This window comes from Sphingomonas adhaesiva (assembly GCF_036946125.1).
GTDB lineage: Bacteria > Pseudomonadota > Alphaproteobacteria > Sphingomonadales > Sphingomonadaceae > Sphingomonas > Sphingomonas adhaesiva_A.
Window position 1 is genome coordinate 781,262 of sequence record NZ_JAQIJT010000001.1, and the last position, 21,361, is coordinate 802,622.

19 protein-coding genes are annotated in these 21,361 nt (G+C 70.2%); 12 read left to right on the forward strand and 7 right to left on the reverse strand.

The window, feature by feature from the left end; all coding sequences use genetic code 11:
• The first annotated feature begins 65 nt into the window (after positions 1 to 65).
• The 3 genes from PGN23_RS03825 to PGN23_RS03835 all read left to right on the forward strand — a co-directional run bounded on the left by PGN23_RS03825 (position 66) and on the right by PGN23_RS03835 (position 3,652).
• Positions 66 to 881 (forward strand): acyl-CoA thioesterase domain-containing protein, encoded by an 816-nt coding sequence (locus PGN23_RS03825; RefSeq protein ID WP_335301510.1) that lies wholly within the window; start codon positions 66 to 68, stop codon positions 879 to 881.
• 74 nt (positions 882 to 955) lie between these two features.
• The gene (locus PGN23_RS03830; RefSeq protein WP_335301511.1) at positions 956 to 2,359 is read left to right on the forward strand and encodes an amidohydrolase; all 1,404 of its coding nucleotides are present in this window, start codon (positions 956 to 958) and stop codon (positions 2,357 to 2,359) included.
• Between the two features lie 57 nt (positions 2,360 to 2,416).
• Positions 2,417 to 3,652 carry an amidohydrolase family protein gene (locus tag PGN23_RS03835; RefSeq protein WP_335301512.1) on the forward strand — a complete coding sequence of 412 codons (1,236 nt, stop codon included), beginning with the start codon at positions 2,417 to 2,419 and terminating at the stop codon, positions 3,650 to 3,652.
• A 172-nt stretch (positions 3,653 to 3,824) separates the two neighbouring features.
• On the opposite strand, the gene PGN23_RS03840 is transcribed toward PGN23_RS03835, so the two are convergent.
• The gene (locus tag PGN23_RS03840) at positions 3,825 to 4,115 is read right to left on the reverse strand and encodes a GIY-YIG nuclease family protein (RefSeq protein ID WP_335301513.1); all 291 of its coding nucleotides are present in this window, start codon (positions 4,113 to 4,115) and stop codon (positions 3,825 to 3,827) included.
• A 174-nt stretch (positions 4,116 to 4,289) separates the two neighbouring features.
• Here PGN23_RS03840 and PGN23_RS03845 point away from each other — a divergent pair, with 174 nt between their 5' ends.
• From PGN23_RS03845 to cysN, 9 genes are all read left to right on the forward strand, one after another.
• Positions 4,290 to 6,218 carry a heme lyase CcmF/NrfE family subunit gene (locus tag PGN23_RS03845; protein ID WP_335301514.1) on the forward strand — a complete coding sequence of 643 codons (1,929 nt, stop codon included), beginning with the start codon at positions 4,290 to 4,292 and terminating at the stop codon, positions 6,216 to 6,218.
• Positions 6,215 to 6,742 (forward strand): DsbE family thiol:disulfide interchange protein, encoded by a 528-nt coding sequence (locus tag PGN23_RS03850; protein WP_335301515.1) that lies wholly within the window; start codon positions 6,215 to 6,217, stop codon positions 6,740 to 6,742. The genes PGN23_RS03845 and PGN23_RS03850 overlap by 4 nt, the downstream gene beginning before the upstream one ends.
• 41 nt (positions 6,743 to 6,783) lie before the next feature.
• Positions 6,784 to 7,167 (forward strand): cytochrome c-type biogenesis protein, encoded by a 384-nt coding sequence (locus PGN23_RS03855; RefSeq protein WP_443019715.1) that lies wholly within the window; start codon positions 6,784 to 6,786, stop codon positions 7,165 to 7,167.
• 84 nt (positions 7,168 to 7,251) lie between these two features.
• On the forward strand, positions 7,252 to 8,466 hold the full coding sequence (locus PGN23_RS03860; protein ID WP_335301516.1) for an LLM class flavin-dependent oxidoreductase: 1,215 nt from the start codon (positions 7,252 to 7,254) through the stop codon (positions 8,464 to 8,466).
• On the forward strand, positions 8,463 to 9,545 hold the full coding sequence (locus PGN23_RS03865) for a zinc-binding dehydrogenase (protein WP_335301517.1): 1,083 nt from the start codon (positions 8,463 to 8,465) through the stop codon (positions 9,543 to 9,545). Before PGN23_RS03860 ends, PGN23_RS03865 begins: the two co-directional genes overlap by 4 nt.
• A gap of 45 nt (positions 9,546 to 9,590) precedes the next feature.
• Positions 9,591 to 10,946 (forward strand): cytochrome P450, encoded by a 1,356-nt coding sequence (locus PGN23_RS03870; protein WP_335301518.1) that lies wholly within the window; start codon positions 9,591 to 9,593, stop codon positions 10,944 to 10,946.
• Between the two features lie 667 nt (positions 10,947 to 11,613).
• A complete protein-coding gene (gene cysQ, locus PGN23_RS03875; RefSeq protein WP_335301519.1) occupies positions 11,614 to 12,429 on the forward strand; it encodes a 3'(2'),5'-bisphosphate nucleotidase CysQ in 816 nt (271 codons plus the stop codon).
• The gene (gene cysD, locus PGN23_RS03880) at positions 12,426 to 13,322 is read left to right on the forward strand and encodes a sulfate adenylyltransferase subunit CysD (RefSeq protein ID WP_335301520.1); all 897 of its coding nucleotides are present in this window, start codon (positions 12,426 to 12,428) and stop codon (positions 13,320 to 13,322) included. The genes cysQ and cysD overlap by 4 nt, the downstream gene beginning before the upstream one ends.
• A 145-nt stretch (positions 13,323 to 13,467) precedes the next feature.
• Positions 13,468 to 15,378, forward strand: coding sequence for a sulfate adenylyltransferase subunit CysN (gene cysN, locus PGN23_RS03885; protein ID WP_335301521.1), 1,911 nt, complete (start codon positions 13,468 to 13,470; stop codon positions 15,376 to 15,378).
• Between the two features lie 217 nt (positions 15,379 to 15,595).
• Here the strand turns inward: cysN and PGN23_RS03890 are convergent, their stop codons facing one another.
• From PGN23_RS03890 to PGN23_RS03915, 6 genes are all read right to left on the reverse strand, one after another.
• On the reverse strand, positions 15,596 to 16,651 hold the full coding sequence (locus tag PGN23_RS03890; protein WP_335301522.1) for a sensor histidine kinase: 1,056 nt from the start codon (positions 16,649 to 16,651) through the stop codon (positions 15,596 to 15,598).
• Positions 16,648 to 17,091, reverse strand: a complete 444-nt coding sequence (locus PGN23_RS03895; protein WP_335301523.1) for a response regulator — start codon at positions 17,089 to 17,091, stop codon at positions 16,648 to 16,650. The genes PGN23_RS03890 and PGN23_RS03895 overlap by 4 nt, the downstream gene beginning before the upstream one ends.
• Positions 17,088 to 18,599: a sensor histidine kinase gene (locus tag PGN23_RS03900; RefSeq protein ID WP_335301524.1), complete on the reverse strand. Its 1,512-nt coding sequence runs from the start codon at positions 18,597 to 18,599 to the stop codon at positions 17,088 to 17,090. The genes PGN23_RS03895 and PGN23_RS03900 overlap by 4 nt, the downstream gene beginning before the upstream one ends.
• 77 nt (positions 18,600 to 18,676) lie before the next feature.
• Positions 18,677 to 19,447: a 3'-5' exonuclease gene (locus tag PGN23_RS03905; protein WP_335301525.1), complete on the reverse strand. Its 771-nt coding sequence runs from the start codon at positions 19,445 to 19,447 to the stop codon at positions 18,677 to 18,679.
• 19 nt (positions 19,448 to 19,466) lie between these two features.
• On the reverse strand, positions 19,467 to 20,555 hold the full coding sequence (locus PGN23_RS03910) for an MBL fold metallo-hydrolase (protein ID WP_335301526.1): 1,089 nt from the start codon (positions 20,553 to 20,555) through the stop codon (positions 19,467 to 19,469).
• A 120-nt stretch (positions 20,556 to 20,675) separates the two neighbouring features.
• A complete protein-coding gene (locus PGN23_RS03915; RefSeq protein WP_335301527.1) occupies positions 20,676 to 21,350 on the reverse strand; it encodes a DUF1013 domain-containing protein in 675 nt (224 codons plus the stop codon).
• Positions 21,351 to 21,361: the final 11 nt, after the last annotated feature.

Here is a 21,361-nt window from a genome sequence, read left to right on the forward strand (position 1 = left end):
CGGGATGTGCAGGAGGTCGGCGATGCGGCTTGACGTCGGCGCGGGCGCACCGGATGTCGTGAAGGATGGCCGATCCCCTCGTCTCTTTCCTCGCCGATCGTTTCGCCCGCGTTCCGCTGGCATCGGCGATCGGTATGCGGCTGGAGCAGGCGGACGATACCGGCGCGCGCGCCCGACTGCCGGCGACGGCGTCGGTGGCGCTGGCAGGCGGGCGGGCGATCGATCCGCTCGCGCTGCTGCCCTTCGTCGACCAGCTCGCCAGCGCGCCGCTGATGGCGCGGGGCGGCGCGGAGGCGACGATGGCGACGATCGATCTGGCGGTCCACATCGCCGCCGCGCCGGGCGAGCGCGACCTGATCGGCAGCGCGCGGGCGGTCGGCCCGGTCGCGGCGGGGGCGGGGCTCGTCACCGCGCACGTCCACGACACCGCCGGGACGGCGATCGCGACGGGCACCGCGTGGTTCGCCATGGGGAAGCCGCCGGGCGGCGGCGGGAGCGTCGAGCGCGTCGATCGCGCGGTGGTCGCGACCGGCCCGTTTGAGGCGCTGATCGGGCTCGCGGGCCACGGCGAGGACGGGGCGACGCTCGCCCCGCGGGTGTGGGAGGCGATCGGCTGGACCGGGCTGCCCGCGCTCCACGGCGGCGCGGTCGCCGCGGCGCTGGCGCGCGCCGGGCAGCAGCGCGTCGCCACGCTGGGGCGCGGCGACCTGCGGCTGGCGAGCATCGCGGTGCGCTACCTGCGGGCCGCGCACGACAGCGGCGCGCAGGCGGTGGCGAGGGTCGATGCGATCGGTCGGCGCACCGCGCGCCTCTCCGCCGCGCTGACCATCGCCGGCGACGTGGCGGCCAACGCGCAGCTGCTGTTCGTCGCCGACGCTTGACCTGCGGCGACGGCGCCATGCATGGTCGCGCGCATCAGGGAGCGCCAAGACAAAAGATGTTGATGTGCAGCAGGATGGCGCGGGCGATGCTCGCGCTGACGATCGTCGCCGTGCCGCTGGCGGGGTGCGCCGGGAAGAGGGAGCGGCCGCAGCCCGCCGCAGCGAAGGCGCCCCCGGTGCCCTATGCGCGCGATCCCTATCCCTCCACCTACCGCGCCTATCCCGGCGTGCCGACGCTGGTGCGCAACGTCACCGTGTTCGACGGCGAGGGGGTGCGGATCGACGACGGATCGGTGCTGTTCGCGGACGGCAAGGTGGTCGCGGTCGGCCGGGCGCTCGACGCCCCCGCCGGCGCGCAGGTGATCGACGGGCAGGGCAAGTATCTGACCCCCGGCATCGTCGACATCCACAGCCATCTGGGCGACTATCCCAGCCCCGGCGTGCAGGCGCATTCCGACGGCAACGAGGCGACCGCCGCGGTCACCGCCGACGTCTGGGCCGAGCACAGCGTCTGGCCGCAGGACCCCGGCTTCGGCCGCGCGCTCGCCAACGGCGGGGTGACCACGCTCCAGATCCTGCCCGGCTCGGCGAACCTGATGGGCGGCCGCTCGGTCGTGGTGAAGAACGTCTACGCCCGAACGATGCAGGCGATGAAGTTCCCCGGCGCGCCGTACGGGCTGAAGATGGCGTGCGGCGAAAACCCCAAGCGCGTCTACGGCACCCGCAACCAGAAACCGTCGACCCGCATGGGCAATGTCGCGGTCGATCGCCAGACCTGGGCCCGCGCCGCCGCCTACAAGCGCAAGTGGGACAAATATGAGAAGGAAGGCGGCGACCCGCCCGAGCGCGACATCGCGATGGACACGCTGCGCGGCGTGCTGGCGGGCGAGATCCTGGTTCAGAACCACTGCTACCGCGCCGACGAGATGGCCATCGTCCTCGATATGGCCCGGGAGTTCGGCTACAAGGTCACCGCGTTCCACCATGCGGTGGAGGCGTACAAGATCGCCGACCTGCTCAAGGCCAACGGCACCTGCGCGGCGGTCTGGGCCGACTGGTACGGGTTCAAGATGGAGAGCTTCGACGGCATCGGCGAGAATCTCGCCATCCTCGACCGCGCCGGGGCCTGCGCCTTCATCCATTCGGACGACGCCAACGGCATCCAGCGGCTCAACCAGGAGGTGGCCAAGGTCATGGCCTCCGCGCGCCATGCCGGCATGCCGGTGACGCCGGAGCATGCCTGGACCTGGCTGTCGATCGGCCCGGCGAAGGCGCTCGGCATCGACCGCGTCACCGGCAGCCTGCGCCCCGGCAAGATGGCCGACGTGGTGCTGTGGAACGGCGATCCGTTCAGCGTCTACACCCGCCCCGAAAAGGTATGGGTCGACGGCGCGCTCCTCTACGATGCGAACGATCCGCGCCGCCGCCCGGTGAGCGACTTCGAACTCGGCCAGCCGGGCATGGGAGACGTCAAGTGACGCGCGCGCTCCTGCTGCTGGCGACCATGCTCGCCACCCCCCGCCGCCGCGCAGACGGTGGCCATCACCGGCGGCACCGTCGCGATCGGCGACGGCAGCGCGCCCGTCGAGCGCGGCACCGTCGTCATCGCGAACGGCCGCATCGTCGCCGCCGGGCGCGGCGTCGCGGTCCCCGCGGGCGCGCAGGTGATCGACGCGACCGGCAAATGGGTGGCGGCGGGCATCGTCTCGGCGATGAGCGACCTGTCGCTGATCGATGCCGATGGCGTGTCCGAAAGCAACGACGTCGGCGCACGCAACTCGCCGTACAAGGCGTCGATCGACGTCTCCGTCGCGGTCAATCCCGCCGGCGTGAAGGTCGCCAACGAACGGCTCGGCGGCGTCACCCGCGCGATCGTCTCGCCGTCCGCCGGCGGCTCGATCTTCGCGGGGCAGGGTGCGGTGATCGATCTCGGCGCGGATGCCGATGCGGTGACGCGCCCGCGCGCATTCCAATATGTCGAGCTGGGCGAGGACGGCGGGCGTCTGGCGGGGGGCAGCCGCCCCGCCGCCTATGCGCTGCTGCGCGATTCGCTGGCGCAGGCGCAGGACTATCGCCGCAGCCCGGCCGCGTTCGACGGCCGCTCGGGCGATGCGCTGCTCAAGCGTGCCGATGCGCAGGCGCTCCTGCGCGTGCTCGACGGCACGGTGCCGCTGCTGGTCCATGTCCAGCGTGCCAGCGACATCCGCATCGTGCTGGGGCTCAGGCGCGACTATCCGCGGGTGAGGCTGGTGCTGGTCGGCGCCAACGAAGGCTGGCTGGTCGCGCCCGAGATCGCCGCCGCCGGCGTGCCCGTCATCGCCGACGCGCTCGCCGACCTGCCGATCGCGTTCGAGAGCCTGGCCGCGACCGAATCCAACGTCGGCCGCCTGCGCGCCGCGGGCGTTCGGGTCGGGCTGATGGGCGGGGGGACGCAGTCGGGCGATCACGTCCTGCGCCAGTTCGCGGGCAATCTGGTCGCGATCACGCGCATCCCCGGCGCCACGGGGCTGGAGTGGGGACAGGCGTTCGCCGCGATCACCAGCGGCCCGGCGGCGGCGATCGGCATGGACGGCGAGATCGGCTCGCTGCGCCCGGGTCGCCGCGCCGACGTCGTGCTGTGGGACGGCGACCCGCTGGAACTGTCCAGCGCGGCGGAGGCGGTCTGGATCGACGGCCGGCCGCAACCGATGGACTCGCGCCAGAAGCAGCTGCGCGACCGCTATCTGGTGCCCGTGGAGGGCGCGCTGCCGAAGGCGTACGAGCGGCGCTGACTCTTTCCCCGTCACCCCGGGCTTGACCCGGGGTCCCGCTTCTTCTGCAAGGGTGGTGAGAAAGCGGGACCCCTGCTCAGGGCGGGGTCTTTGCAAACGGGTGCGACGGCATCGAGCCCGCGCCGTGCTCCTGCGAAGGTCCCGCTCAAGGCCGAGGCGACGCGGATACCTGTCACCCGGTGAGTTCCGACAGATCGCGCCACTCCGGGTTCCCGCGCTCGATCAACGCGAACTTCCATTCGCGCCGCCACCTTTTCAACCGCTTCTCGTGCGCGATGCAGTCGGCGATATCCTCGCTGCGTTCCGCCCAGACCAGCCGATGAAGCCGATAGCGTGCACAGAAGTCCGACCCGTCGCCAGTCCTGTGCTGATGCACCCGTGCAGCGAGGTGGGCGGTGACGCCGACATACATGGTCCCGCGGTAACGGTTCGTCATGATGTAAACCCAGCCCCCGCGCCCCATCCGCGAAGGGTGGAGAGAAGCGGGACCCCGGGTCAAGCCCGGGGTGACGCGGTACGAGAGGGAACATCACCCCGGCCTTGAGCCGGAGTCCCGCTTCTTCTCTCAGCCACCCACCTTCCGCCCCCCGCATTCCCCCGCTACAGCACCCGGCGTGACCACCCGCCGCCGCCCCGCATGACCGCCGAGACCGGCCTCGCCGCGCTCTGGCTCGCCGCTGCGCTGGCGGCGTTGCAGGTGTTGCTCGCCGCGCTCGCGCTGCGGCGCGACGACGGGGACGCCGCGGCCGCGATCCGTGCCGTCGCGATCGTGCAGGGTGCGCTGAGCGCGATTGCGATGGGGGCGCTGATCGCCGCCTTCCTCGCCTCCGACATGTCGGTCGCGCTGGTCGCCGCCAACAGTCATTCGCAAAAGCCCTGGCTCTACAAGTTCGCCGGTGCTTGGGGTAACCACGAAGGCTCGATGCTGCTGTGGGTCACCATCCTGGGCATCGCGGGCGCTGCGGTGGCGCGGTTCGAGCACCGTCTGGCGACGCGCACCCTCGTCGCCACGCTCGGCGCGCAGGCGGTGATCGCGCTCGGCTTCTTCGCCTTCCTGCTCTTCGCCTCCAACCCCTTCGCGCGGCTCAGCCCCGCGCCCGCGGACGGCGCCGGCCTCAACCCGCTGCTCCAGGACCCCGGGCTCGCCTTCCACCCGCCCACGCTCTACGCCGGCTATGTCGGCCTGAGCGTCGCGTTCAGCTTCGCGGTCGGCGCGCTCGTCACGCGCGACGTCGGGCCGGCCTTCGCGCGCGCGATGCGGCCGTGGGTGCTGGGCGCGTGGGTGTTCCTGACGCTCGGCATCACCGCGGGCTCCTACTGGGCCTATTACGAGCTGGGCTGGGGCGGCTGGTGGTTCTGGGATCCGGTCGAGAACGCGTCGCTGATGCCGTGGCTGGCCGCGACCGCGCTGCTCCATTCGGTCACGGTGCTGGCGACCCGCGACGGGCTGCGCGCCTGGACCGTCATGCTCGCGGTCGTCGCCTTTTCGATGAGCATGATCGGCACCTTCCTGGTCCGCTCGGGCATCCTCACCAGCGTCCATGCCTTCGCGGTCGATCCCACGCGCGGGTCGTTCATCCTGGCGCTGCTGGTTCTCTATATCGGCGGTGCGCTGGCGCTGTTCGGCGCGCGTATCGGCACGGTGCGGCAGGGCAAGCTGTTCGAGCCGGTCAGCCGCGAGGGCTCGCTGGTCGCCAACAACCTGCTGCTCACCGTCATCCTGGGCATCGTGCTGATCGGCACCTTCTATCCCATCGTCGCGGGTGCGTTCGGGACGCAATTGTCGGTCGGGCCGCCGTTCTTCGACAAGGCGACGGGGCCGATCGCGCTCATCCTCGTGGCGATCATGGCGGCGGGGCCGCTGATGCGGTGGCGGCGCGACGACGCGAGCGAGGTGCTGTCGCGGTTGTTCCTGCCGCTCGCCGCCGCGCTGTTCGCGGGGGCGGGCGTGTTCGTGCTGGGCGGCGCGATCGGCGTCCTGCCGCTCGCGGGCGTCGCGCTCGCCGCCGGGCTGGCGGTCGCCAGCGTCGCGCCGCTGGCGAAGCGCAACCTGCGCCGCGCGCCGCTGCACCTGTGGGGCATGGTCGTCGCGCACCTTGGCATCGCGGTGTCGCTGGCCGGGATGGCGATCAGCAGCGCCTATACGCAGGAGACGCTGGTCGCGGTCGGCATCGGCCAGCCCGCGCGCGTCGGCGACTTTACCGTGCGGCTGGCCGGGGTGCGCCCGGTCGTGGGGCAGAACTGGTCCGCGCTGGAGGGCCGGCTGGAGGTGACGCGCGGCGAGGATGCCGAGCCGTTCGTGCTGCGCCCGCAGGTCCGCTATTTCACCGATCCCGTGACGACCACCAACGAAAGCGCGATCGCGACGCGCTGGGACGGCCAGCTCTACACCGTCCTCGGCACGCTGGGCGATGACGGACGCTGGCAGCTGCGGCTGTGGTGGAAGCCGTTCGTGACGCTGATCTGGGCCGGCGGCGCGCTGATCGCGATCGGTGGCGTGCTGTCGCTGGTCGGGCACCAGTGGCGCCGTTTCCGGCTGGGCCGCCGGCAGGAGGGGTTCGCATGAAGCGCTGGGTCATCTGGGTGCCGCTGCTGTTCTTCGTGCTGCTGGCCGGCGTCATCGCCTGGGGGCTGTACAGGCCGGCCGACCGCACCGTCTGGTCGGCGATGGTGGGCAAGCCCGTGCCCGATTTCGTGCTGCCCGCGATGATCCCCGGCAAGCCCGGCGTCGCCGGCGCCGATTTCCGTCAGGGCAAGCCGCGTCTGCTCAACGTGTTCGCCAGCTGGTGCGTGCCGTGCGTCGCGGAGGCGCCGCAGCTGATGGCGCTGAAGGCCGCGGGCGTGCCGATCGACGCGGTCGCGATCAAGGACACGCCGGGTGCCATCACCGATTTCCTGCGCCGCAACGGCGATCCCTATGCCCGGATCGGCAACGATCCGCACAGCCGGGTGCAGCTGGCGCTGGGCTCGTCCGGCGTGCCCGAGACGTTCGTGGTCGACGGCCGCGGCATCATCGTGAAGCAGCACGTGGGCGACATCCGCGCCGATGACGTGCCCGAGCTGCTGCAGGCGCTGGCGGAGGCGAAGTGAGCGGCCTGTCCCAAAGCCGTCATTGCTTCGCTGCGCTCGCAATGACGATCATGGTCGCTCTCGCCGCGCCCGCCGCGGCGCAGACCTCCAACGCGCCGCTCGCCTATCAGCAACTCCGCGATCCCGCGCAGGAGAAGCAGGCGCGTGCGCTGATGGAGACGCTGCGCTGCCTGGTCTGCCAGAGCCAGTCGATCGCCGATTCGGACGCCGACATGGCGGGCGAGATGCGCGCGCTGGTGCGCCAGCGGATCGCCGCGGGGGAGACGCCGGCGCAGGTGCGCGACTGGCTGATCCAGCGCTACGGCGACTATGTCACCTACGATCCGCCGCTGGGGCGCGCCACGCTGGCATTGTGGCTGGCGCCGCTGGCGCTGCTGGCGCTGGGCGGCTGGCTCGCACGCGGATCGTTCCGCCGCCGGCGATAGCCGCGACCTCATTTTTCTCTTGGACTCTGCCGCCGTCCGACATAGCATAAGTACCAGAACAAAACTTATGCTGAGGATTGCGGGATGGCCGATCGGCTGCGCTTCGGGGCGTTCATCGCGCCGTTCCACCCCCTGGGAGAGAACCCCACGCAGGCGATCGAACGCGATCTCGACCTTGTCGTCCACATGGACAGGCTGGGCTATGACGAGGCGTGGATCGGCGAGCATCACTCCGCCGGCTACGAGCTGATCGCCAGTCCCGAACTCTTCATCGCCACCGTCGCGGAGCGGACGAAGCACATCCGGCTGGGCACCGGCGTCTCCTCGCTGCCCTATCACCACCCGCTGATGCTGGCGGATCGCATCAACCAGCTCGACCACGTCACGCGCGGGCGCGTGATGTTCGGCGTCGGGCCGGGCGCGCTGCCGTCCGACGCGTTCATGATGGGCATCCCGGTCGCCAAGCAGCGCGACCGCATGGACGAGGCGCTCGACGTGCTCGTGCCGCTGCTGCGCGGCGAGGTGGTGACGAAGGAAACCGAGTGGTTCACCCTGAACGAGGCGCGGCTGCAGATGCGCCCCTTCACCCGCCCCTCGGTCGAGATCGCGGTGGCAAGCCAGGTGTCCCCCACCGGCGCGCAGGCGGCCGGGCGGCACGGCGTCGGCATGCTGTCGATCGGCGCGACGCAGGCGGGCGGGTTCAACGCGCTCGCCAGCAACTGGGCGATCGCGCAGGCGCAGGCGGAGGAGGCCGGGCGGACGATGGACCGCGACGCGTGGCGGCTGGTCGGCCCGATGCACGTCGCCGCCACGCGCGAGGAGGCACGCGCGCAGGTCCGCTACGGCATCGGGCAGTGGCTCTATTATTTCCGCGAGGTCGCCGCCCTGCCGCTCGCGCCCGATGACGGCAGCGATCCGGTCGATGCGCTGGTCAACAGCGGCATGGCGGTGGTCGGCACCCCCGAGGATGCGATCGCGCAGATCGCGCGATTGCAGGAACAGTCCGGGGGCTTCGGCGCGTATCTGACGCTCGACACCAACTGGGCGGAATGGGACGCCAAGAAGAAGAGCTACGAGCTGATCGCGCGTCACGTCATGCCGACGTTCCAGGGCGCGAACGCCAACCGCGACGCCTCGCTGCGCTGGGCCGCCGACAACCGTCCGCGCTTCATCGGCGAGGCGCAGGCCGCGGTCGGCGCGCGCGTGGCGCAGCATGTCGCCGCCAGGGGCACCGGGAACATCCGGCCCGAGATCCTGGCCGCGATGGGTCTCGACAAGAAACCCGAGGCCGCGGAATGAAGGCCGTCGTCCGGCGCGGCCCCGCATTGGTGGTCGATACGATCGCCGATCCGGTGCCCGCCGCCGGACAGGTGGTCGTCCGGACGCTGTGCTGCGGCATCTGCGGCTCCGACCTGCATGCGGTCCACGCGATGGAGGCGATGGTCGAGCTGGGCCGGCGCAGCGGCGAGCCGTCGCCGGTCGATCCCGCGCGCGACATCGTCTTCGGCCACGAATTCTGCGCGGAGGTCCTCGATCACGGCCCCGGCACCGACCGCCGGCTGAAACCCGGCACCCGCGTCGTCGCGCTCCCCGTCATGCCGACCGCGCGCGGGATGGAGACGATCGGCTATTCCAACACCTTCCCCGGCGGTTTCGCGGAGGCGATGCTGCTGGCCGAGCCGATGCTGATCGAGGTGCCCGGCGGCCTGTCGGACGCGCAGGCGGCGATGACCGAGCCGTTCGCGGTCGGCGAACATGCCGTCGCCGAATCCGACGCCGGCCGCGACACCGTCCACCTCGTCGTCGGCTGCGGCCCCGTCGGCCTCGCCGTGATCGCCGCGCTCAAGGCACGCGGGCTCGGCCCGGTCATCGCCGCCGACTTCTCGCCCGCGCGCCGCCGCATCGCCGAGGCGTTCGGCGCCGATGCCGTGATCGATCCGGCGCGCGAGAATCCGCACGCGCGCTGGGCCTCCTATGGCGTGCCCGTCAGCCGTGCCGAGCGCTCCGTCCTCGCCCAAAGAGAGATGGGGTCCGGCCAGCCGGGCAAGCGCGCGATCGTGTTCGAATGCGTCGGCGTCCCCGGCGTCATCCAGTCGCTGGTGGAGGCGGTGCCCCCGGCCACGCAGATACTGGTCGCGGGCGTCTGCATGCAGACCGACACGATCGAGCCGTTCCTGTGCATCAACAAGGCGATCGAGCTGAAGTTCGTGCTGGGCTACACCCCCGACGAATTCGCCGCCACGCTGCGCCACATCGCCGATGGCCGCATCGACGTGGCGCCCGCGATCACCGGAACCGTCGCGCTGGACGGCGTGGCGGGCGCCTTCGCCGCGCTCGCCGACCCCGACCGGCATTGTAAAATTCTGGTGCGGCCATGATGCCGCACCGGGGCAAGATCCTCGTCACCCCCCAGGAGTGAATCCATGCGCCTCGTCAGCGATCATATCGTGGAGGGCCGCGCCGGCCCCACCTTCGGCCAGACCTATCCGACGCTGCCCGGCGTCGACCTCATCGACATCAAGGGGTTTACCCGCGGCCAGCCATGGGCCGATTTCGCCCGGATGCGCGAGCAGGCGCCCGTCATGTGGCACCCCGAGCCGCGCGGCGGCACCGGCTTCTGGGCGCTGACCGGCTATGAGGACGTGAAGCGCGTCAACGGCGATCCGGAGACCTTTTCCTCGGAGACCGGCGGCATCCTGATGGCGCTCGGGCCGCAGGAGACTCGGCATCCGACGCTCTTCTCCGCCTCGACCAACAGCATGATAAACCTCGACGGCCGCCCGCACCGTCAGCTCCGCAAGGAGCATATGCCCTATTTCACCGCCACCTACATGCGCGGGCTTCGCGACCGTGTCTCGGCGGAGGTGACGCGCCTGCTCGACACCATGGCCCCGCTCGGCAAGTGCGATTTCGTCGAGAAGTTCGCGCAGCGGCTGCCGATCTTCACGCTGTGCGAGATGCTGGGCGTGCCGGTCGAGGACCGCGAGCGCTTCATCAACTGGATCCATTTCCTGGAGATGGCGCAGCAGATCGCGATGGAGCAGATCGACCAGCTCGCCGGCCTCTCCGAACCCAGTCCGCAGATCGCCGCCTTCATCGAGCTGTTCAACAAGAACGTCGCCGAGATGTTCGAATACGGCCGCGACATGCTGGCGAAGCGCCGCCGCGACCCGCAGGCCGACCTGATGAGCGCGATCGCCAATGCCGAGGTGGAGGGCGAGAAGCTGCCCGGCGAATATCTCGACGGGGCGTGGCTGCTGATCGTCTTCGCGGGCAACGACACGACGCGCAACTCGCTGTCCGGCGCGATGAAGCTGTTCACCGAAAACCCCGAGCAGAAGGCGCTGTTGCAGGGCGACGGCGCGCTGCTGACCAATGCGGTTCACGAGATCACGCGGATGGTCTCGCCCGTGATCTACATGCGCCGCACCGCGACCGCCGATGTCGAGGTCCACGGCCAGAAGATCGCCCAGGGCGAGAAGGTCATCATGTACTACGGCGCCGCCAACCGCGATCCCGCGATGTTCCCCGATCCCGACCGCTTCGACATCACCCGTGCGAACGCGGAGAAGAACATCGCCTTCGGCTACGGCCCGCACATCTGCATCGGCCGCATGACCGCGCAATTGCAGCTGGAGGAAGCCTACCGCCAGATCTTCAACCGCTTCCCCGACATCCGCTGGTCCGGCGACATGGACATCGCGCCGAACAACTTCGTCCACGCGATCAAGCGGCTGGAGGTGGAATTCACCCCCGAGCGGAAGGCGGCGGCCGCCTGACCCTCTCGTCACCCCGGGGCTTTACCCCCCACCGTCATTCCCGCGAAGGCGGGAATCCAGAAGCGCTGCCGTCTCGGCCCTTGCGAGCACCTGCGCGTCTGGATCCCCGCCTCCGCGGGGATGACGGCCTTAACGGATGACTGCCCCCACATTGTCACCCGGGCCTTGAGCGGGACCCTTGCCAAAATCTCCACCGTGCTCCTGCGAAGGCAGGAGCCCAGGATTGCCGGTCCCCGCAGTTGTTCCGCGTGACCCTGGGCTTCTGCCTGCGCAGGAGCACGGCCGGTACGCTGCGCTGTTGCATCAATTTCGCAAAGGTCCCGCTTGCGCCGGGGTGACGATAAGTTTGCAGACCCCCCCCGTCATTCCCGCGGAGGCGGGAATCCAGAAGCGCTGCCGTCTCGGCTCCATCGAGAACCCGCGCGTCTGGATCCCCGCCTCCGCGGGGATGACGGGAGGGGCAGGAACACCCACGCCACGCGCATCACCCCGGACCCGTTCCGGGGGCCACCACGGCGCGCACCTTGCCGCCACAGTTAGCGTGGCACGGTGGATGCCGGAATCAGTCCGGCATGACGAACATGGCACGCAGCGCCAACCCCCACTTTCCCGCGCACACGGCAAACTTGCTGGCGACACCCGTGCCTTCTCGCCACATACCCGCATCATGATCGAATTCACCGACCGCCGCGCCCTGATGGCGCTGCTCGTCACGCTGGCGGAATCCGCCGGCGACGTCGTCTGGCGGCATTTCGTCGCCGGCTGCACCGTGATGCACAAGGCGGACGAGAGCCCCGTCACCATCGCCGATCGCGAGGCGGAGGCGGTGATCCTCACCGGGCTCGCCGCCATCACTCCCGCGATTCCCGTCGTCGCGGAGGAGGAAGCCGCCGCCGGTCGCCTGCCCGACGCCGCCGACGCCTTCTTCCTCGTCGACCCGCTCGACGGGACGAAGGAGTTCATCAAGCGCGGCGACGATTTCACCGTCAACATCGCGCTGGTGGAGGGCGGGGTGCCCACCATGGGCGTCGTCTATGCCCCCGCGCGCCACGCGGTCTATTGGGGCGACGTAGCGCTCGGCGCATGGCAGGCGGTGCGCGCGCCGGATGGCGAGCGCCACGACGCGCGCGACATCCACGTCCGCGCATGCAGCGACGCCCCATGCGCCGTCGCGTCGAAGAGCCACGCCATGCCCGGTCTCGACGCCTGGCTCGACGCCGGCGGGATCGCCGCGCGCGTTTCGGTCGGCTCCAGCCTGAAGTTCGTGCTGGTCGCCAGCGGCGAGGCGGACGTCTATCCGCGCACCGGCCCGACGATGGAGTGGGACACCGCCGCGGGCGATGCCGTGCTGCGCGCCGCGGGCGGGCGCACGCTCGACGCCGATGGCGAGCCCTTCCGCTATGGCAAGCCGGGTTTCCGCAACGCCGGCTTCGTCGCCACCGGCGGATACGAACCCGCCCCGCTGCGGCCGTTCATCGCATGACGCTGACGCATCTCGACCGCCTGGAGGCGGAGAGCATCCATATCATCCGCGAGGTCGCCGCGGTCGCGGACAAGCCGGTGATGCTCTATTCGGTCGGCAAGGATTCGGCGGTCATGCTGCATCTGGCGCGCAAGGCCTTCTACCCGGCGCCGCCGCCGTTCCCGCTGCTCCATGTCGACACCACGTGGAAGTTCCGCGCCATGTACGAGCTGCGCGACCGCGCCGCGCGCGAGGCGGGGATGGAGCTGCTGGTCCACCGCAACCCCGATGCGCTGGCGCAGGGGATCAACCCGTTCGACCACGGCGCGCTGCATACGGAGATGTGGAAGACCGAGGGGCTGAAGCAGGCGCTCGACCTCCACGGCTTCGACGCCGCCTTCGGCGGCGCGCGCCGCGACGAGGAGAAGAGCCGTGCCAAGGAGCGCATCTTCTCCTTCCGCACCGCCTCCCACCGCTGGGATCCCAAGGCGCAGCGCCCGGAGCTGTGGCACCTCTACAATGCGCGCCATGCCAGGGGGGAGAGCATGCGCGTCTTCCCGATCAGCAACTGGACCGAGCTGGACGTGTGGCAATATATCGCGCGCGAGGGGATCGAGATCGTGCCCCTGTACTTCGCCGCGCCGCGCCCCACCGTCGAGCGCGACGGGCTGATCCTGATGGTCGACGACGATCGCTTCCGGCTGGAGCCCGGCGAGGTGCCGGTCGACCGCTCGGTCCGCTTCCGCACCCTGGGCTGCTACCCGTTGTCGGGGGCGGTGGAGAGCGAGGCGGCGACGCTCAACGACGTGATCCGCGAGATGCTGCTGACCACCACCAGCGAACGCCAGGGCCGCGCGATCGACAAGGATGCCGGCGCCAGCATGGAGCAGAAGAAGCAGCAGGGGTATTTCTGATGGGCACGACTGTTTCTTCCCCCCTCCCTTCCAGGGAGGGGCCGGGGGTGGGTGCTTGGGAAGCGGTACGTCACCACCTGCGCCAACCGAACCGTACCGCCCGGACCGCACCCACCCCAACCCCTCCCTTCCAGGGAGGGGCAGAGTGACCGCCTACCAGCCCGACGCGCTCATCCGCGACGACATCGCCGCCTATCTCGCGCAGCACGAGGCGAAGTCGCTGCTGCGCTTCATCACCTGCGGCTCGGTCGACGACGGCAAGTCGACGCTGATCGGCCGCCTGCTCTACGATTCGAAGCAGATCTTCGAGGATCAGCTCGCCACGCTGGAGGCCGACAGCAGGCGCGTCGGGACGCAGGGGCAGAACATCGACTTCGCGCTGCTGGTCGACGGCCTCGCCGCGGAGCGCGAACAGGGCATCACGATCGACGTCGCCTATCGCTTCTTCGCAACCGGGAAGCGCAAGTTCATCGTCGCCGATACGCCGGGGCACGAACAATATACCCGCAACATGGTGACCGGCGCGTCGACCGCCGATCTCGCGGTCATCCTGGTCGATGCGCGCAAGGGCGTGCTGACGCAGACGCGGCGGCATTCGTACCTCGCGCACCTCATCGGCATCCGCAACATCGTGCTGGCCGTCAACAAGATGGACCTTGTCGGCTATGATGCGCAAACATTCGAGCGCATCAGACTGGCCTATCGCGCCTTTGCGAGCGAGATCGGCATCACGAATTTCACCGCCATCCCCGTTTCGGGGCTCGCCGGTGACAACATCGCCAACATCCGGTCCGCGGCGATGCCCTGGTACCGCGGCCCCACCCTGATCGAGCATCTGGAAACGGTCCCCGTCGACGCCGACCGCGACGCGCGCGGCGCGTTCCGCCTGCCGGTGCAATGGGTCAACCGCCCCGATCTCGACTTCCGCGGGTTCGCGGGCACGATCGCCGGCGGCGTGGTGAAACCGGGCGACCCGGTCCGCATCGTCCCGTCGGGCCGCACCACCTCGGTGGCGCGGATCGTCGCGCTGGGCGGCGACCTGGAGCATGCGCAGGCGGGCCAGTCGGTCACGCTGACGCTGGCGGACGAGGTCGATTGCTCGCGCGGCGACATGATCGCCGCCGCGGACGATCCGCCCGAGGTCGCCGACCAGTTCGAGGCGACGCTCGTCTGGATGGCGGACGAGGCGATGCTGCCGGGCCGGTCCTATGCCTTCCAGCTGGGCACACAGGCGGCGTCCGCGACGCTGCGCACGCCCAAATATCAGGTCAACGTCAACACGTTGGAGGAGACGGCGGCACGCACGCTGGAGCTGAACGCGATCGGCGTCGTCACGCTCGCGCTCGACCGGCCGGTGGTGTTCGCGCCCTATGCCGACAGCCGCGAGCTGGGCGGGTTCATCCTGATCGACAAGGCGACCAACGCGACCGTCGCGGCGGGCATGATCCGCTTCGCGCTGCGCCGCGCCGCCAACGTCCACCGCCAGCATCTGGACATCACGCGAGAGAAGCGCGCGGACCTGAAGAACCAGCGCCCCGCGGTGGTCTGGTTCACCGGACTGTCGGGCGCGGGCAAGTCGACGATCGCGAATCTGGTCGAGAAGAAGCTGGTGCGGATGAACCGCCACACCTTCCTGCTCGACGGCGACAACGTGCGCCACGGCCTCAACCGCGACCTGGGCTTCACCGACGCCGACCGGGTGGAGAATATCCGCCGGATCGGCGAGGTCGCGCGGCTGATGACCGACGCCGGGCTGATCGTGCTGACCGCCTTCATCTCCCCCTTCCGCGCCGAGCGCGACATGGTGCGCCAGATGCTGGCAGGCGGCGAGTTCGTCGAGGTCCATGTCGATACCACGCTCGCCGCGGCGGAAGCGCGCGACGTGAAGGGGCTCTATGCCAAGGCCCGGTCGGGCAAGCTCGCCAACTTCACCGGCATCGACAGCCCGTACGAAGCGCCCGAGGCCCCCGAAATCCGCATCGACACCGCGGCGGAGGATGCCGAGTCCGCGGCGGACCGCATCGTCGCCTGGCTGCTGGCGCGCGAGGAGGGGTAAGGATCCGTCACCTCTCATCCTCCGTCACGCCGGGCTTGACCGAGACCTTTGCGAAACTCGGTTCCTTGTCCCCCGGCGAAGGCCGGGGCCCAGCTGGGGGACGGTGGTAACAGACCGAAAAGCCACGCCAACTGGGCCCCGGCCTTCGCCGGGGAACAAGAAAGGATTTTCGCAGAGGCACGACGTGCCGGGCCAAGCCCGGCATGACGGAATGCCGCTATAGTGGCGGCTTCGACCCCCGCACCGCCGCCGACAGGATCGCGCGCGTGCCCGCATGCGCCGGATCGTATTCCACCACCGTGTCCAGGCTTTGCGCCATCGCGCGGATCAGCCGGGTGCCGACTCCGGTCCCCTTGGGCGGCGCGTCGCCGATGCCGACGCCGTCGTCCTCGACCGTCAGGCGGAAGCGGTCGTCGTCATGCCGCGTCAAGGCGATGCGGACCTGCCCCTCGCCATCGGGATAGGCGTATTTGCACGCGTTGCTGACCAGTTCGGTGACGATCACCCCCAGCGACACCGCGCGGTCGGTCGGCAGGTTGAGCGGCGTCGCCTCCAGCTTCAGGTCGCGCGGGCGGTCGGTGGTGGACCAGGTCGCGGCCAGCTCGCGGATCAGCTGCGCCAGATAGTCGCGCATGTCGACATGCTCGACGTCATGCCCGCTGTACAGGCGGCGGTGGACGTGCGCGATCGCGGCAATGCGGCGCTCGGTATCCTCCAGCGCGGCACGCGCGGCGGGATCGGCGACCGCGCCCGCCTGCATCCGCACCATCGCGGAGACGATCTGGAGCGAGTTGGCGACGCGGTGATTCACCTCCGCCAGCAGCGCCTCCAGCCGCGCATTACTCGCGCGCAGTTCGTCCTCGGCCTGCGACTTCGCGGCCGTCAGCGCGGTCCGCGCCAGCACCTGGCGGAACGCGGCGTCGAGCAGGTCGAAGAAGTCCTCGCCCGGCGTCTTCACGACATAGTCCGCCGCGCCCGCGCGCAGCGCCGCCACCGCGACCCGGCTCTCCTCAGACCCGGTGACATAGACTACCGCCGGGGGGTGCGGCAGCTGCGCCAGCCGCGCCATCGTCTCCAGCCCGTCGATCCCGGGCATGTAATGATCGACTGCGACCAGGTCGAACCCCTCCGCCGCGGCCGCCGCCACGCCCGCCTCGCCGCCGTCCGCCGCGGTCACCGCATAGCCGCGCCGCTCCAGCGCGCGCGTCACCAGCCGCCGGATGCCGGCGTCGTCGTCGATATAGAGCACGCGCGGGGCCGCGGGGAGCGTCATCCGTCGAAGTCCGGGACCTGGATCACCGACAGGAACAGCCCTAGCTGGCGGATCGCGGTGGCGAAATTCTCGTAATTCACCGGCTTGGTGATATAGACGTTGGCGCCCAGATCATAGCAGCGCTGGATCTCGCGCGCGTCGTCGGTGGTCGTCAGCACGACGACGGGCGTCCGCTTCACCGCCCCGTCGCCGTTCTTGATCCGCGCCAGGATGTCGGTCCCGCTCATGTCGGGCAGGTTGAGGTCGAGGAGGATCAGCGCCGGCCCGTTGCGCGCCGGTCCGCCATCGTCGTTGAAGATATAGTCGAGCGCGCTGGTGCCGTCGGTGAAGTGGCGGATCTCGTTCATGATGCCGGCACGGCGGATGTTCTTCTCGATCAGCCGGGCATGCCCCTCGTCGTCCTCGATCATGATGATGTTGACGGATTGCTGCGTGTTCACTGCGGGTTGTCCTGAACGTTGTCGGGATGGGCGAGGGTGCGGGGGAGGGACAGGCGGAAGGTCGTGCCCTCGCCGAGCGTGGAGGTAAGGTCGATCAGCCCGCCGAGACGGAAGACGAGCGCACGCACGGTGGCGAGCCCGATCCCCTCGCCCGGGCGATCCTGCGCGCCCGAACGGCGGAACAGGTCGAACACGCGCGCATGGTCGGACGCGGCGATGCCGCGGCCGTTGTCGGCGATCTCGTAGACGACGCGCGGGCCCTCGTACCGGCCGCTGACGACGATACGGCCGGGGACGCCGGGGCGCAGATACTTGACCGCATTCTCGATCAGGTTGGACAGGACCTGCTCGATCGAGAAGCGGTCGCTGACCACATCGGGCAGGCGCCCCGACACCTCCAGCACCGCCTCCGCCTCCGCCAGCCGGTGCGCCAGCGTGTCGCGCACCTGACCGACGATCGCGCTCACGTCGAGCCGTTCGGGCGACAGGACGCGGCGGCCGTAGCGCGACAGCTGGAGGATGGCGTTGATGAGCCGGTCCATCCGCTGCGTCGAGGACCGGATGAAGCCGATCGCCTCGGGCAAATCCTCGCGCGCGGCGAGTGCGGCATCCGGGGAGGCGAGTGCGGGCGCCTCCGCCTCGACGCGATCGACCAGCGTGCGCAGCGACCCCGCCGCGGCCTCCAGCTCCGCGGTGAAGCCCATCACGTTGACCAGCGGAGAGCGCAGGTCGTGGCTGACGATATAGGCGAAGCGCTGGATCTCCTCGTTGGCGCGCGTCAGATCCTGGGTGCGATCCGCGACCATCTCTTCCAGATGCGCGTTGAGCGAGGCCAGGGCATCGCGCGATCGACCGAGATCGCGGGTATAGCCCAGCACGGTGGCCAGCGAGGTGATCGCCACGATCAGCAGCAGCACCGCCGACAGCACGAGGACGGCGTAGAACATCCGCTCGCTGTCGACGACGTCGCGCTCGCGCACGTCGAGAAGCTTCTGCTCGGCGGCCGACATCCGGTCCAGCGTCTCCCGGATGTCCGCCATCGGCACGGCGGAATGCTCGGTATTGAACGCGCCGCGCGCCTCCGCCACGCGCCCTGCCGCGATCAGGTCGAGCGAGTGTTCGCGGATCGCCGCCAGCCGCTGCATCTGCGCCAGCAGGAGGCGGTAGAGCGCGGTCTGCTCCGGATTGTCCCGCACCAGCCGACGCAGATGCTTCAGCCGCAGCGGCACCGCATTGGCGCTGTTGCGATAGATGGCGAGGAAATCGGTCTGACGCGGCGCCAGCAGATAGCCGCGGCGCGAGGTTTCGCCGCGCTCGATCGTCTGGCGCGCGTCGAGGATCGCGTTCTGAACCTCGTAGGAATGCGCCAGCCAGCGGATGTGCGTCTGCCCGCGGCTGGTCGTCCACGCCGCCGCCAGTCCGACCGCGAGCAGCGCCAGGAAGCCAACGACCATGAAGCCGGTCAGCCTGCGCCCGATGCTCTCGTCACTGCCCCTGATGCCGGCCATATTGTCCGGCGGGGTATCGCGCGGGCCGCCGCCACGCCAGCGTTACTTTCGTAAAGCCGGTTAAGCGTCCGCGCGGATCACAGCAGCAGCTCCTGCGGATTCATGCGCCCCACGTGCCCGCCGCCGCGCCGCCGCGCCATCTCCGTCTCGGCGGTGAAGCGGATGTCGGGATCGCGGTCGGTCATGAACTTGACGAGGCTCTCCTCCTCGATCTCGCGCCACTCCTTGCCGCGGTCGGGGCCGTAGCGGACGCGCGGGAGCAACCCCGGCTCGCTCGACCATTGCACCAGCTGCGCCACCGACGCCTCGTTCAGCTGGTCGCGCAGGTGGTGCGCGGTGACATAGGCGTCGGGGAAGGCGCGGTGCGCGGGCAGGCCGCGCTCGTGATCCAGCCCGGCGGGCTTGCGCCAGTAGCGCAGCACCTGGTTGGAGAAGCTGGGACTGTCGGGCCACAGCCGCAGCGCGCATTTCCACGTGCAGATCCAGTCCGCACCGTGCGTCAGCGCGGGCGTGCAGAACTGCTCCTCGAACGCGGCGCGGTGCGCGGCGAGCGCGATGCGGCGCGGATAGGGGTCCAGCACCTGCCGCGCGACGTCGTGCCACCACGGGGCATCGGCGACGTCCTCGTCGCGGATATGGTGGATCGCCTGGGTGATCGGCGGCATCGAGCGACCGGGGTTGATGAGGATGTTGCCACCCTCGCCATACAATTCCCAGCGGCCGCCCTCGCCCAGCGCGACATCCTGCCACCCCACCTCGCACACCGCATGCGCGGGCGGGGCGGAGCCGGTGGTCTCCAGGTCGACGACGCGGATGATCTGCTGCGTCTGGCGGCGGGGGTACATCATGCCCGACCCATGTGGGCCCTTACGCGCGCGAATACCACCATATGCCGTCGCGGACGTCGCGCCGGGCGCGCCCGGTGACCTCCAGGTGGCGCAGGTGCGCCAGTGCCTCGCCGGTCGCCATCGCGACCACGTCGGGGCCGATCGGGCGGCGGAACAGCTGTCCGAAGCAGTCGACCGCGCGGCGCGGCTCGCCCATGTGCGCGACCAGCGCGTCCAGCCGGTCGCGATGCTCGCGCTCCAGTGCATCCAGCCGCGCGTGCAGCCCGTAGAAGGGATCGCCATGACCCGGCAGCACCAGCAGGTCGTCGGACAGGTCGCGGAACCGCTCGATCGAGGCGAGCCATTCGCCGAGCGGATCGGCGCCCGGTTCGTTGGCATGGAGCGAGATGTTGGAGCTGATCCGCGGCAGCACCTGATCGCCCGCGATCAGGATGCGGCGTTCCTCGTCGAGCAGGCACGCGTGCTCCGGCGAATGGCCGCTGCCGACAACCACGCGCCAGTCGTGGCCGCCGATCCGCAGCATTTCGCCGTCGCGGATGCGGACATAGCCCAGCGGCAGCCGCGCGATCATCTTCGAGAAATTGGCGAAACCGCCCTTCGAGGCGGTGGCGATCTGCTCCACGTCCCAGCCCGCGCCGCGCCAGAAGGCGACCTGTTCCTCGGGCACCTCGGTCCGGGCATCGGCCGACAGCATCCGCGCCATCAGCCATTCGGTCCGCGTCATCAGGATCGGGGCATCGTCCGAACGGCGCGACAGCCACCCCGCCAGCCCGATATGGTCGGGGTGCATGTGCGTCCCCAGGATGCGCGTCACGCGCCTGCCCGCCAGCGGCCCCTCCAGGATCGTCCGCCACGCCTCGGTCGAGCGCGGCGAGGCGGTGCCGGTATCGATCGCGAGCAGCTCGTCGTCGCCATCGTCGAGGATCAGGCCGTTGACGTGCTTGAGCGGCCCGCTCATCGGCACGCGCCACCAGCGGATGCCGGGCGCGATCGTCAGCAATTCGCCCGGCTGCGGCGCGCGGTCGCCGAAGGGGAAGGTGAGCCCCTCGCTGCTGGTCGGGGTCAGCCCTTCGTCGCCGATGAGCGCGCGCTGGTAATGCGTTGCCATGGCAACGGCGTAGCGCGTGTCGGGGGGCGCCGTCACGCGGTAAATGAAGCGAACGGCTTAGGGGCTCACGTCATCCCGGCTCAAGGCCGGGGTGACGAAGGACGTGACAGCGGCCAGGTTTCAGCGGCGGAACGGGTCCTCGAACGCCGGGCGCGGCGCGTCGCTGTCCACGCCGTTCTCCGCATCGCGCGCCGCCTGCTCGCGCTGCGCGCGCAGCGACGCGATCAGCGCCTCGCGGTCGCCGTCGAGGCGGGTGTCGGTCTGCTGCTGCTCGATCCCGGCGGCCTTGGCGGCCTTGGCGACGGCGGCGTCCAGCTCGCGCTGCGTCGTCAGGCCCAGCGTCACCGGATCCTTCGGCGTGATGTTGGCGATGTTCCAGTGGCTGCGGTCGCGGATCGCCGCGATCGTGGTGCGCGTGGTGCCGATCAGGTTGCCGATCGCGCCGTCCGAGATTTCCGGATGGTTGCGGATGATCCAGGCGATGCCGTCGGGTTTGTCCTGCCGCTTGCTGACCGGGGTGTAGCGCGGCCCCTTGGTACGGCGCACCTGGTCCGGACCCTTGGTCATCTTCATGCGGTAATCGGGATCGGCCTGCGCCTTGTCGATCTCGTCCTGCGTCACCTCATGCGCGCGAACGGGGTCGCGCCCGGTCAGCTTGGTCGCGGCGGTGTCGTCGGCGATCGCCTGCACCTCCAGGATGTGCAGCCCGCAGAAATCGGCGATCTGCTCGAAGGAAAGCGCGGTATTGTCGACCAGCCAGGAGGCGGTGGCATGGGGCATGAGCGGCTGGTTCATGCGGGGAACTC

Coding starts and splice junctions, on each gene's coding strand:
- PGN23_RS03825 (WP_335301510.1), top strand. CDS start 66: ATGGCCGATCCCCTCGTCTCTTTCCTCGCCGATCGTTTCGCCCGCGTT.
- PGN23_RS03830 (WP_335301511.1), top strand. CDS start 956: ATGGCGCGGGCGATGCTCGCGCTGACGATCGTCGCCGTGCCGCTGGCG.
- PGN23_RS03840 (WP_335301513.1), bottom strand. CDS start 4,115: ATGGGGCGCGGGGGCTGGGTTTACATCATGACGAACCGTTACCGCGGG.
- PGN23_RS03845 (WP_335301514.1), top strand. CDS start 4,290: ATGACCGCCGAGACCGGCCTCGCCGCGCTCTGGCTCGCCGCTGCGCTG.
- PGN23_RS03850 (WP_335301515.1), top strand. CDS start 6,215: ATGAAGCGCTGGGTCATCTGGGTGCCGCTGCTGTTCTTCGTGCTGCTG.
- PGN23_RS03855 (WP_443019715.1), top strand. CDS start 6,784: ATGACGATCATGGTCGCTCTCGCCGCGCCCGCCGCGGCGCAGACCTCC.
- PGN23_RS03860 (WP_335301516.1), top strand. CDS start 7,252: ATGGCCGATCGGCTGCGCTTCGGGGCGTTCATCGCGCCGTTCCACCCC.
- PGN23_RS03865 (WP_335301517.1), top strand. CDS start 8,463: ATGAAGGCCGTCGTCCGGCGCGGCCCCGCATTGGTGGTCGATACGATC.
- PGN23_RS03870 (WP_335301518.1), top strand. CDS start 9,591: ATGCGCCTCGTCAGCGATCATATCGTGGAGGGCCGCGCCGGCCCCACC.
- cysQ (WP_335301519.1), top strand. CDS start 11,614: ATGATCGAATTCACCGACCGCCGCGCCCTGATGGCGCTGCTCGTCACG.
- cysD (WP_335301520.1), top strand. CDS start 12,426: ATGACGCTGACGCATCTCGACCGCCTGGAGGCGGAGAGCATCCATATC.
- PGN23_RS03890 (WP_335301522.1), bottom strand. CDS start 16,651: ATGACGCTCCCCGCGGCCCCGCGCGTGCTCTATATCGACGACGACGCC.
- PGN23_RS03900 (WP_335301524.1), bottom strand. CDS start 18,599: ATGGCCGGCATCAGGGGCAGTGACGAGAGCATCGGGCGCAGGCTGACC.
- PGN23_RS03905 (WP_335301525.1), bottom strand. CDS start 19,447: ATGATGTACCCCCGCCGCCAGACGCAGCAGATCATCCGCGTCGTCGAC.
- PGN23_RS03910 (WP_335301526.1), bottom strand. CDS start 20,555: ATGGCAACGCATTACCAGCGCGCGCTCATCGGCGACGAAGGGCTGACC.
- PGN23_RS03915 (WP_335301527.1), bottom strand. CDS start 21,350: ATGAACCAGCCGCTCATGCCCCATGCCACCGCCTCCTGGCTGGTCGAC.